This is a genomic window from Pseudomonas sp. IT-P12 (genome assembly GCF_949767465.1).
Lineage (GTDB): Bacteria > Pseudomonadota > Gammaproteobacteria > Pseudomonadales > Pseudomonadaceae > Aquipseudomonas.
The window spans coordinates 1,198,323-1,210,189 of sequence record NZ_CATKPY010000021.1 but is presented as its reverse complement, the minus strand read 5'-3'; the positions used below and the strand labels follow the sequence as shown (position 1 = coordinate 1,210,189).

Below are 11,867 nucleotides of genomic sequence, written 5' to 3'. Positions count from 1 at the left end.
TGCTCGCGATGATTTCAGAAGTTAGTTCGGCCCCGGATCCGCCACCAAACGACCACCATCCTTGGCCAGTGACTTCATGAATTCGGTCTGCAACTCGGGATCGTTGCGCGTCAGTTCGATCAGGCTCTGTTCCAGCTCGCTGGCTTCTTCCTCCAGGCCCAGTTCCGACAGGCGTTTGACCCGGTGCACCCACTGGCTCACTTCGCCGTCTTCGAGGTCGTCGTAAATCAGGCCATGGGCTTCGAGCAATTTGCCACGCAGCGAACTGCTGACCGCCAGGCTCGAATCCGTATGCACATCGTCCTGGCCGTCCTCGACACGGATCAGCAACCGGCTCAGGTGATTGATGTCACGTTCGGCGAAAGGGCTGTCCAGCAGGTTCAGGCGCAAGACGCCGTTTTTATCGGTGCTCAGCTCGAACGTTTCCTTGCCGGCCTTGACCTCGACCGGACGCTCGCTCCACGGCAGGCTCGAGTACTCGGTACGTTTGTCGAGCTGGACTTCGTCGATGCCGGCAAGGTTCTGCTGTGAGCGACCGTTGGACGGTGCGTTCATGAACGGGTTGAGCCCGGCGATGCCGTAGCTGAACCAGTCCTTGGTCATGCTATCGGGCAGGTTGCCGAGGGCGAACACGTTGGCCACGTTTGCGCCGACACCGGCCACCACCGCCACCGCGCCCAGCGGGATCTCGTAGATCTCCCGCCAGGGTTGGTAAGGCGTGTAGCGATCGTAATGCCGCGTCACTTCGAACTCGGTGACTTCGAAAGTCTTTTGCTCGTGGATCTTCACCCGACGTTGCGGCAGCTCGAGCACCTTGGGCTCGCCGACATCGATCTGCAGGCGGTGGTCGAGCAGTTTGCGCTCGACACGTTCCTCGTGCTCGCTGCGTTGCGACATGTGGTTGGCACAGCCGCTGACCAGCAGGGCGCCGCACAGGGCGGCGCCACCGAGGCCTAAGGTGTTTCGCTTGAACATGACGTCTCTATCTGGTTTCAGCGGCGGATACGGGCCTGAAGGAACGACAGTACGTCAGCAACCGGCAGCGCTTGCGGCTCGGCCTCGGTACGGCTCTTGTATTCCAGGTTGCCTTCGGCGAGGCCGCGGTCGCTGACCACGATCCGGTGAGGAATGCCGATCAGCTCCATGTCCGCGAACTTGATGCCCGGGCTGGTTTTCTTGTCGCGATCGTCCAGCAGCACTTCGAACCCGGCAGCGGTCAACTCGGCGTACAGCTTGTCGGTGGCTTCGCGCACCTGCTCGGTTTCGTAGCGCAATGGCACCAGGGCGACCTGGAACGGCGCCAGCGTGTCGCTCCAGATGATCCCCTTGTCGTCGTTGCTCTGCTCGATGGCGGCGGCGACCACGCGGGACACGCCGATGCCGTAGCAACCCATTTCCAGGGTGACCGGCTTGCCGTTCTCGCCCAGCACTTCGCACTTCATCGCCTTGCTGTACTTGTTGCCCAGCTGGAAGATGTGCCCGACTTCGATACCGCGCTTGATTTCCAGGGTGCCCTTGCCGTCCGGGCTCGGGTCGCCGCTGACCACGTTACGCAGGTCGGCCACGGTCGGCACTGGCAGGTCGCGCTCCCAGTTCACGCCGAAGTAGTGCTTGTCGTCGATGTTCGCGCCAATGCCGAAGTCGCTCATCAGCTCGACGGAGCGGTCGATGATCACCGGCAGCGGCAGGTTCAGCGGGCCGAGGGAACCGGCGCCGGCGCCAATGGCGTCGCGCAGTTCGGCGTCGGACGCCATCACCAGCGGGCTGGCCACGCCTGGCTGCTGGGCGGCCTTGATTTCGTTGAGTTCGTGGTCGCCACGGATCACCAGGGCAATCAGCTTGCCTTCTTCTTCGGCGTGCACGATCAGGGTCTTGATGGTCTTTTCAATCGGCAGATTGAATTTTTCCACCAGTGCGGCAATGGTCTTGGTGTCCGGGGTGTCCACCAGGCGCAGCTCTTCGCAAGGAGCAGGACGGGACGTTTCCCGTGGCACGGCTTCGGCTTTCTCGATGTTGGCCGCGTAGTCGGAACCGTTGCTGAAGACGATATCGTCTTCGCCGGATTCGGCCAGGACGTGGAATTCGTGGGAGCCGGCGCCGCCGATGGAACCGTTGTCGGCTTCCACCGGACGGAATTTCAGGCCCAGGCGTGTGAACACGTTGCAGTAGGCCTGGTGCATGCGGTCATAGGTGACCTGCAGCGAGGCCTGGTCGGCGTGGAACGAATAGGCGTCCTTCATGATGAATTCGCGGCCGCGCATCAAACCGAAGCGTGGGCGGATTTCGTCACGGAACTTGGTCTGGATCTGATACAGGTTGATCGGCAGCTGCTTGTAGCTGCTCAACTCGTTGCGCATCAGGTCGGTGATCACTTCTTCGTGGGTCGGGCCGGCACAGAAGTCACGATTGTGGCGATCCTTGAAGCGCAGCAATTCCGGGCCGTACTCTTCCCAGCGACCGGATTCCTGCCACAGTTCAGCCGGTTGGGTGCTCGGCATCAACACTTCCAAAGAGCCTGCGGCGTTCATTTCTTCGCGAACGACGGCTTCGACCTTGCGCATCACTCGCAAGCCCATCGGCAGCCAGGTGTACAGGCCCGAGGCGAGTTTGCGGATCATGCCGGCGCGCAGCATCAGCTGATGGCTGATCACAACCGCGTCGGAAGGCGTTTCTTTCTGTGTGGCGAGCAAAAATTGACTGGTGCGCATGGTTGGCCGTTATCGATTGCTGATGACGAGAAATGACGGAGCATTGTACGGGCGAGATCCGCTGGCGTACAGGCGTGCGGTCGGCGGTGTGGTAGGTGGGCGGGAATCTCCCCGCCCGTTGCGATGCTGGCTGGGTGAACGCCCTACGATTCTTCCGCAACTTGTGTGGGCGCTGGCTCCGGGGTGGGAGTCGGGCCTTCGCGACGGCTCTCCTGGAACCAGTGCAAGGCAATCAACAGCAGTGTCGGAACGCCGAGCAGCGCGGTGATCAGGAAGAAATTGTGATAGCCGAATTTTTCCACCATGACCCCCGAGTAGCCGCCGATCAGGCGCGGCAGCAGGAGCATGATCGAGCTGAGCAGAGCGTATTGGGTGGCGGAGAACTTGAGGTTGGTCAGGCTCGACAGGTAGGCGACGAACGCCGAGGTCGCCAGGCCCGAGCTGAAGTTGTCCAGGGAAATGGTCACGATCAGCATGTTCAGGTTGGCGCCCATGTCGGCGAGCATCAGGAACAGCAGGTTGGTGGCGGCTGACGCCGCGCCGCCGATGAACAGGATTGGCAGGATGCCGAAGCGCACGATCAGCAGACCGCCCATGCCGGCCCCGACGAGGGTCATGATCAGGCCGAAGATCTTGCTGACGCTGGCAATCTGGTCCTTGGTGAAACCCTGGTCGATGTAGAAAACGTTGGCCATCACACCCATGACCGTATCCGACATCCGATAGGTAGCGATCAGCCCGAGCAGCAGCAGCGCCTGCCAGCGGTAGCGCAGGATGAAGTCGTTGACCGGTGTCAGCACCGGCGCGAGGCCGCGGCGCCCCATGGCCGACAGGCACATGGCCGTCAGCGTGATATAGAGGATGGCGCGCAGGAAGGCACGATCCTCGAGCAGCAGGTCGAGCAGGCTGGCACCGCCAAACAGTACGCTGGCGAAGTCGGTGTTGAAGAGCTGGGTGAAGGTCGCCGGCACGGACACCAGCAGCACGATCAGTACGAACACCGAGGCCAGCTGATGCACGAAGCTGTAGCGCCCGGCCTGCAGTTGCGTGCGCAGCGGCACCGGCGGTTCGCGCATGAACAGCGACGTCAGCAGCGCCGGGACCATCAGCACACCAAACAGCAGGTAGGTGCCGGCCCACGCCGAATGCTTGTAATTGAAGCCGGTGGAGCCGAAACCCTCGGCGAAGTACAGGGCGCCGGCGGTGGCCAGCAGTGCCGCCACCCGATAACCGGACATGTAGCTGGCGGCGAGCGCAGCCTGGCGGCTGTCGTCGGCGATTTCCAGGCGGTAGGCGTCGACCGCGATGTCCTGGGTCGCCGAGGCGAAGGCAACGAGTACGGCGATGGCGATCAGCCAGGACAGGTGTTTTTGCGGGTCGCAGAAACCCATGCCGATCAGACCCAGAATCACCAGTGCCTGGGAAAGCACCAGCCACGAACGACGGCGGCCGAGCTTGCCGAGCAACGGCAGGCGCCATTGATCGAGCAGCGGCGACCAGACCCATTTGAAGGCGTAGGCCAGACCGATCAGACTGGCATAGCCAATGGTTTCGCGAGCCACACCGGCTTCGCGCAACCAGACCGAAAGCGTCGAAAATACCAGCATGTAGGGCAAGCCGGCGGCGAAACCAAGCAACAACAGCACAAGTGTCGAAGGGCTGGCATAGGCAGCAAGCGCGGCGCGCCAGGTTTTACGGGGCATGGGCTGAAGTCTGCCTCAAAATTTCAGAAACAAAGCGCGCACTCTAACCGCTGTGCTCTACCGGGCGCCAGCCATGGCACCGAATATCAACACGATTATTCAGGATGCTGATGCCTTCGTCGCGTAATCGTGCGCGCTGTTCGTCGCCTGAGGGGCTGCCGGCCGGCAGGCTGATTCTGCCGCCCGCACCGAGTACCCGGTGCCAGGGCAGTTTGGTGTCGCCGGGCAGTTGGCTCAGGGTCCGGCCGACCCATCGCGCCGCGCGACCCAGCCCCGCCAGTTCGGCAAGCTGACCATAACTCACGACTTTGCCCTCGGGCACTTGCGCCAGGGTCAGGTAGAGCGCCGTGCGTCGGATTTGCGCGGCACTTTCGGTTTCGACGGTGGGGTCGCTCACGGTGGGTTCCTGCAGGAGCGTGTGTGCTCGCGATGATCAATTGACGATAACGGGAACTGCCTGGAGCAAGGTGCCTCATTCGGGTTATCGCGGCAGGCTCGCTCCCGCATCCGGGCAATACCGTCCGTAGAGTAAATCTTCGATTGGCAACTGAGAAATGAACTCAATAGAAATCGTCGGGTCAGTCGTTGCTAGGGTCTTATTCCTACGGATAATGCCGATTTTTCCGCAACTTTGAGCGATTGTTTTGCTTATGGTCTCCAGAACTCTGCTGTGCCTAGCTGTCCTCGGTGCTTCCACGCCCTTGCTCGCCGATACCGTCTGGTTGAAAAACGGAGACAAGGTGAGCGGCAAGATCACCTTGTTCGACGGCGGCAAACTGTTGATTCAGACCGAATACGCCGGGGCGGTGCCGATCGATTGGAAACAGGTGAAAACCCTGGAAAGCGATCAGGAGTTGCTGGTCAAGCAGGACGCCTACACCGGCGAGAAAGCCAAGTCGCTGCATTCGGCCGAGGACGGCAAGGTCACGCTCGCCAACGGTGAGGCGCCCAAGACCGTGGAGCTGGCCAGTATTCAGCAGATCCTCAAGCCCAAGCCGGTCGTCGAAGACCTGGTGTGGAAGGGCAACATCGATGCAGCCCTGGATTACCAGCGCGCGGAAAAAGACACCGACGACTACGACATCGATTTCAAGACCACCGCGCGCCACGGTCGGTGGCGGCACATTGCCGAAGGCGAGTACAACCGCGAGTTCCAGGATGACGAGGTGACCACGGACAACTGGCGCGCCGAATATTCCCTCGACCGTTTCCTGACCGATAAATGGTTCTGGCAAGGCCGGCTGGTGTACAAGCGCGACAAGGTCGAAGAGCTGTCTCGCCAGCGCACGGTCGGTACCGGTCCGGGTTACCAGTTCTGGGACGACGAGTTGGGTGCGTTCTCACTCGGTTCGCTGATCAACCGCACCGACTACGAGTTCGAAGACGGCAGCAAGGAGAACTTCTACTCCGTGGCCATGAAGTGGGATTACAACCGCTACCTGATTGGCAAGAAAGTCGAGTTCTTCACCAACGGCGAAGTCGGCAAGCCGCTGTCCGGCGTCGCCGAGTACGCGCTGGATGCAGAGATGGGCCTGCGCTACAAGGTGACGGAGTGGGCGTCGCTCAACCTCAAGGCCGAGCGTGACATCATCAGTGGCACCCATGATGCGGATCTGGACAAGACACGTTACACCGCAGGTTTTGGCGTGACCTGGTAAGACGTGGAGCAGAAAAATCGCGGCCCTTGGGTCGCGATTTTTTTTGCCCGGCAGTTCTGAACAAAACGCCAGGCACAAAAAAGCCCCGCTGTTGAGGGCGGGGCTTTTTACTAAAGCAAGGACAAGTTAGATAACTTGAACTTCTTCAGCTTGCATGCCTTTCTGACCGCGGGTAGCGATGAAAGAAACCTGTTGGCCTTCTTTCAGGCTTTTGAAGCCGTCGGATTGGATAGCTTTGAAGTGAACGAACAGGTCGTCACCGGATTGTGGAGTGATGAAGCCGAAGCCTTTTTCATCGTTGAACCACTTAACGGTACCGGTTTGGCGATTAGACATGGTGTAACTCCTTGAACAAAGATAACTGCGACTCAGGAAGAACCCTGGTCGAGACTGAGTGCAAAGAGCAGGAAAAATTCTTGTAGATGGTTGGATCGAAATTCAACATATCGTGTAGAGATTCTCAGTGACACAAGCAGCACAGTGGCGCCACCTTAACCCTTTTTCCGGGACGTGCCAATGCTTCTTGCGAAGGTTTCTCGGTTTTCGTGACTGACGGTGCTTCCCCCTGGCGTAAAGCCCCATGTTTTACGCAGGATCGCCGAGAATTGCGCCCGGTCTTTGAACCCTGGGCGCGGCCCCGGTAAGATGCCGGACAGATTTTTTCCACCTCGCTATTCAGGACATCGCCATGAGCATCAAATCGGACAAGTGGATTCGCCGCATGGCGCAGGAACACAACATGATCGAGCCTTTCGTCGAGCGCCAGGTGCGCGGCGAGAGCGACAGTCGGGTGATCTCCTTCGGTGTGTCCAGCTATGGCTACGATGTGCGTTGCACCAATCAATTCAAGGTGTTCACCAACATCAACTCGGCCATCGTCGACCCGAAGAACTTCGACGCCGGCAGCTTCGTCGACATCGAAAGCGATGTCTGCATCATCCCGCCGAACTCCTTCGCGCTGGCCAGCACCGTCGAGTACTTCCGCATTCCGCGCAATGTGCTGACCATCTGCCTGGGCAAGAGCACCTACGCCCGTTGCGGCATCATCGTCAACGTGACCCCGCTGGAGCCGGAGTGGGAAGGCCACGTGACCCTGGAATTCTCCAACACCACCAACCTGCCGGCGAAAATCTACGCCAACGAAGGTGTGGCGCAGATGTTGTTCCTCGAATCCGACGAAGAGTGCGAAGTGTCTTACAAGGACCGGGGCGGCAAGTACCAGGGCCAGCGCGGCGTGACCCTGCCACGTACCTGATCCATTCATCCAGATCGCGGGAATTCCTGAGCGGGTAGACACTCTATTGGGTGTACTGCCCGGTTCGCGTACAGCGGGCGGGGCCTTAGCTCAGGAGTGCTCCATGAAGATCGATCCGCGAATAAGTGCCGAACTGGCAAGGCTTGAGCCCAATCAAGTTGGCGTTTTGGCCTGGTCCTTGTTGGCGCACCCGCCTGTCGCCATGGCAGGGGGCATCCCCGGCCAACCCGACCCCGACACCCCCAACGAACAGCCCACCGAACCCGGTGAGCCGACGCTGCCCGACGAACCGCCTCCAGCGCCTGTCGCCTGATCTGCGGGAGCTGCCTGTCGACGCTTGATTGCCCGCGATGGACATCAACGGTGACGCGCGCTGTTGCCCTGTTGCCTGGAATGTCATCGCGAGCGAGCTCGCTCCTGCCGGTTGATCAACTGACGGGCCATATTTCGTTGTCGCCAATCACGAAGACTCGACTGCGCTCGTCCCTCTCCACCGGATAGCCACCGGTAAACGCACCGAACGCCGGCAACAGGCTGACGTGCTCGCCAAACCTGAAACACGCCAGCCGCAGGCGCTGCCGACCCCGGCCACTGAGCCGGTAAACCGGATGCACATGCCCCGCGAGCACATGCCGCTGCGGATGAGGGGCGGGTTCATGCTGTAGCGCAAACGGGCCCAACAGCATCGGTTGCGCCACGACCTGAATGGCCAGTGACGCAGGCGGATCACCCGCGCGCTTGTCGTGGTTGCCGCGAATCAGGGTCATCGGCAGGTCGCGATGTCGGGCTCGCCACGCCGCCAGTGCGTCCAGCGTGGCGCTGGCGTGGGAGCCGGGCCCGTGGAGAAAGTCGCCGAGGAAAATCAGCTGGCGGCACGGCAGCGCTGCCAGCAGGTCATCCAGTACCGCGATGTTGCTCGCGGTGGTGCCCTGGGGCACCGGCTGGCCAAGGCTGCGGTAGGCGGCGGCTTTGCCGAAGTGCACATCGGCCACCAGCAAGGCCTGTTGCGCCGGCCAGTACAGGGCTTTTTCCGGCAGCAGCCACAGCGCTTCGCCGGCCAGTTGTATGGGGTAGGCCGTCTTCATCAGGCTTTTCCGGTTTCGGCGGTTTTCTCCAGGTCGCTGACCATGCGTCTGATGCGGTCGGCGAGTTTTTCCGAACTCATGCTCTCGCGCATGCGCTCCACCAGCAGGGGGAAACTGAGCGGCGTCGGCCGCTTGAGCGCATGCACGTCCAGCCGCAGCCGACCGATGCGCGTCAGTGTCTGCTGCAGGCGATGAATATCCAGCTCGTTGCGCAGGACTTCCTCCCCGGCCTGGGCCAGCAGCAGGTTCCCGGCGTCGTACTGCTTGAACACTTCATAGAACAAACCGCTGGAGGCCTGAACCTGGCGAGTGCTTTTCGGTGCACCGGGATAGCCGGCGAACACCAGCCCGGCTATCCGCGCGATTTCGCGAAAGCGGCGCAGCGCCAGCTCACCGGCATTCAGGCTGGCCAGCACATCGCGCAATAGATGTTCGGGGCTCAACAGGCCAGGGTTCAAGGCATCGGGCCAGTCCACTGGGGTGGCGCTGAGCAGCTCCAGCCCGTAATCGTTGACGGCAATGGAAAACGTCACCGCCTGTTGCTGGCTGACGCGCCATGCCAGCAGGCTCGCCAGCCCCAAGTGCACCTGGCGACCGGCGAAGGGGTAGAGGAACAGGTGCCAGCCCTCGCGGGATTTGAGGGTTTCGGCCAGCAGGCTGTGCTCGGTCGGCAATCCGGACCAGCGTTGTTGAACCGCCAGCAGCGGGCGTAGCGCCTGCATTTCCGGGCCGCTGAATTCGCCCTGCGCGGCTGCGCTGAAGCGGGTGACCACCGCTTGCGCCAATTCATTGGAAAGCGGCATGCGTCCACCATTCCAGCGGGGCACGGCGGCTTTTTTCACGGTGCTGCGCTTGACGTAGGCGGTCATGTTTTCCACGCGCACCAGTTCCAGCAGGCGTCCGGCGAAGAGAAACCCGTCACCGGGTTTGAGCCGGGCGATAAAGCCTTCCTCGACACTGCCCAACTGCTTGCCGCCACCGCCTTTGCTCCAGAACTTCAAGTGGATGCTTGCGTCGCTGACAATTGTGCCGATGCTCATGCGATGTCGGCGGGCCAACCGCGCATCCGGTACGCGCCAGATACCCTGTTCATCGGGCTCGACACGGCGATAGTCCGGATAGGCTGTCAGGGAAAGTCCGCCATGACGTACGAATGCCAGCGCCCAGCGCCAGTCTTCCTCTGTGAGGTCACGATAGGCCCAGGCAGTGCGGACTTCTTCATACAGCTCATCCGGAAGAAAGCCACCACCCAACGCCATGCTGACCAGATGCTGGACCAGCACATCCAGCGGCTTGTGCGGCGACTCGCGGGGCTCGATGCGGCGCTGGGCTACCGCGTCCTGTGCCGCGGCGGCTTCGATCAACTCCAGGCTGTGAGTGGGCACCAGGGTCACCCGCGACACGCGCCCCGGTGCGTGGCCGGAGCGGCCGGCCCGTTGCATCAGCCGCGCCACACCCTTGGCCGAGCCGATTTGCAGCACCCGCTCCACCGGCAGGAAATCCACACCCAGGTCCAGGCTGGAGGTGCAGACCACCGCTTTGAGCTGGCCGTCCTTGAGCGCCCGCTCAACCCAGTCGCGGGTTTCGCGGGACAGCGAACCGTGATGCAGCGCAATCAATCCGGCCCAGTCGGGGCGGGCTTCCAGCAAGGCCTGGTACCAGATCTCCGACTGCGCGCGGGTGTTGGTGAACACCAGGCTGCTGGGGCTGGACTCAATCTCGGCCGCCACCTGCGGCAGCATCTTCAAGCCGATATGCCCGGCCCAGGGAAAGCGTTCGATGGCCGGCGGCAGCAAGGTGTCGACCTGCAACGCTTTACTGCTTCGCCCTTGCACGCTGATGCCACCACCCTGAGGGATCAGCACCTGCCCGGCGTGGGCCTGATTGCCCAGGGTCGCCGAAACGCCCCACACGATCAGGCCAGGATTCCACCGCCGGAGGCGGGCGAGCACCAATTGCAGTTGCACGCCGCGCTTGTTGCCAAGCAGTTCGTGCCATTCATCGACCACCACCATGCGCAAGGTCGACAGCGCGGTGTGTGCGTCGGCGCGGGCGAGCATCAGGGTGAGGCTTTCCGGCGTGGTAATCAGGGTGGTGGGCAGCCGCCGGCCCTGGCGTGCGCGTTCGCTGCTGCTGGTGTCGCCGGTGCGCAAACCGACGCTCCACGGGATCTGCAGATCCTGTAACGGTGCCTGCAGTGCCCGCGCCGTGTCGGCGGCCAGGGCGCGCATGGGCGTGATCCACAGGACGGTCAGGGGTTCGGCGGCGGGTTTTCGCTTGCGTGGTTTTTCAACTGGCGGGAGGGTGACGGCGAAACGATTGAGCGCGGCGAACCACACCGCGTAGGTTTTGCCGGCGCCGGTGCTCGCATGCAGCAACCCGGATTGCCCCTGTTTGACGGCAGCCCACACCTGTTTCTGAAAGGCGAACGGCTTCCAGCCGCGAGCGGTGAACCAGTGCTTTGCGTAGTCGGGGGAATTTCCCATGCCGGCGGTGTGCGCTCTGAACGTGTTCTTTCAGAGACTACGGTGGGGGGCGAAGAGTTTAATCGGGCTTGCGAGCAGTACCTGCCCCCCCTGTGGGAGCGAACCTGCTCGCGATGAACCGAGGGTCGACGCGTTTATCCCTGGAACAGGCTTTTTCGTTGACGACCATCGCGAGCAACCTCGCTCCTACGCAGGTTTGATGTTCACTTCAGGTTACCGCTGAGAAACTGCTTCAACCGCTCGCTCTTCGGGTTGCCCAGCACGTCTTCCGGCGCGCCTTCTTCCTCGACCAGCCCCTGGTGCAGGAACAGCACCTGGTTCGACACTTTGCGGGCGAAGCTCATTTCGTGGGTGACCATGATCATGGTCCGGCCTTCTTCGGCCAGACCCTGGATCACCCTCAGCACTTCCCCCACCAGTTCCGGGTCGAGTGCCGAGGTGGGTTCGTCGAACAGCATGACTTCCGGTTCCATGGCCAGGGCTCGGGCGATGGCGACCCGTTGCTGCTGGCCGCCGGACAGGAACGCCGGGTACTGGTCTGCCACGCGGGCGGCGAGGCCCACTTTGTCGAGGTAGCGACGGGCGCGGTCTTCGGCCTCCTGCTTGCTGCAGCCCAGCACCCGGCGCGGTGCCATGGTGATGTTTTCCAGCACGGTCATGTGGCTCCACAGGTTGAAGTGCTGAAACACCATGGCCAGGCGCGTGCGAATGCGCTGCAGCTCGTCGGCATCGGCCACATGCATGCCATGGCGGTCCTTGATCATGCGGATGTTCTGGCCGTCCAGGGTCATCGCGCCGTCGTTGGGTTGTTCGAGAAAGTTGATGCAGCGCAGGAAGGTACTTTTGCCCGAGCCGCTGGCGCCGATCAGGCTGATGACATCGCCGGTGTTGGCCTTGAGCGAAACACCCTTGAGCACTTCATGATCGCCATAGCTTTTATGCAGGCCTTCAATGGTCAGTTTGTACATGGAG

11 protein-coding genes are annotated in these 11,867 nt (G+C 61.8%); 3 read left to right on the top strand and 8 right to left on the bottom strand.

Annotation, left to right across the window (positions count from 1 at the left end; genetic code table 11):
- Positions 1-21: 21 nt before the first annotated feature.
- The 4 genes from ACM6IM_RS14595 to ACM6IM_RS14580 form a co-directional block, all read right to left on the bottom strand.
- Positions 22-975, bottom strand: a complete 954-nt coding sequence (locus ACM6IM_RS14595; RefSeq protein WP_192302459.1) for a hypothetical protein — start codon at positions 973-975, stop codon at positions 22-24.
- Positions 976-992: 17 nt separating this feature from the next.
- Positions 993-2,708, bottom strand: a complete 1,716-nt coding sequence (locus ACM6IM_RS14590; RefSeq protein WP_192302458.1) for a proline--tRNA ligase — start codon at positions 2,706-2,708, stop codon at positions 993-995.
- 143 nt (positions 2,709-2,851) lie between these two features.
- A complete protein-coding gene (locus ACM6IM_RS14585) occupies positions 2,852-4,411 on the bottom strand; it encodes an AmpG family muropeptide MFS transporter (protein WP_414865476.1) in 1,560 nt (519 codons plus the stop codon).
- A gap of 43 nt (positions 4,412-4,454) precedes the next feature.
- Positions 4,455-4,808 (bottom strand): MGMT family protein, encoded by a 354-nt coding sequence (locus tag ACM6IM_RS14580; protein ID WP_192302456.1) that lies wholly within the window; start codon positions 4,806-4,808, stop codon positions 4,455-4,457.
- A gap of 253 nt (positions 4,809-5,061) precedes the next feature.
- On the opposite strand from ACM6IM_RS14580, the gene ACM6IM_RS14575 reads away from it, so the two are divergent.
- Positions 5,062-6,069, top strand: a complete 1,008-nt coding sequence (locus ACM6IM_RS14575) for a DUF481 domain-containing protein (RefSeq protein ID WP_192302455.1) — start codon at positions 5,062-5,064, stop codon at positions 6,067-6,069.
- A gap of 126 nt (positions 6,070-6,195) precedes the next feature.
- On the opposite strand, the gene ACM6IM_RS14570 is transcribed toward ACM6IM_RS14575, so the two are convergent.
- A complete protein-coding gene (locus ACM6IM_RS14570; protein WP_002554837.1) occupies positions 6,196-6,405 on the bottom strand; it encodes a cold-shock protein in 210 nt (69 codons plus the stop codon).
- 352 nt (positions 6,406-6,757) lie between these two features.
- Here ACM6IM_RS14570 and dcd point away from each other — a divergent pair, with 352 nt between their 5' ends.
- Entirely contained in the window at positions 6,758-7,324 is a 567-nt protein-coding gene (gene dcd, locus ACM6IM_RS14565) for a dCTP deaminase (protein WP_201196651.1), read from the top strand.
- A 103-nt stretch (positions 7,325-7,427) separates the two neighbouring features.
- Positions 7,428-7,637, top strand: a complete 210-nt coding sequence (locus ACM6IM_RS14560) for a hypothetical protein (protein ID WP_192302453.1) — start codon at positions 7,428-7,430, stop codon at positions 7,635-7,637.
- A gap of 115 nt (positions 7,638-7,752) precedes the next feature.
- Here the strand turns inward: ACM6IM_RS14560 and pdeM are convergent, their stop codons facing one another.
- From pdeM to ACM6IM_RS14545, 3 genes are all read right to left on the bottom strand, one after another.
- Positions 7,753-8,409, bottom strand: a complete 657-nt coding sequence (pdeM, locus tag ACM6IM_RS14555; RefSeq protein ID WP_414865475.1) for a ligase-associated DNA damage response endonuclease PdeM — start codon at positions 8,407-8,409, stop codon at positions 7,753-7,755.
- A complete protein-coding gene (locus ACM6IM_RS14550; protein ID WP_414865474.1) occupies positions 8,409-10,895 on the bottom strand; it encodes a ligase-associated DNA damage response DEXH box helicase in 2,487 nt (828 codons plus the stop codon). The genes pdeM and ACM6IM_RS14550 overlap by 1 nt, the downstream gene beginning before the upstream one ends.
- Positions 10,896-11,098: 203 nt before the next feature.
- A complete protein-coding gene (locus ACM6IM_RS14545; RefSeq protein ID WP_192302450.1) occupies positions 11,099-11,863 on the bottom strand; it encodes an ABC transporter ATP-binding protein in 765 nt (254 codons plus the stop codon).
- Positions 11,864-11,867 lie beyond the last annotated feature (4 nt).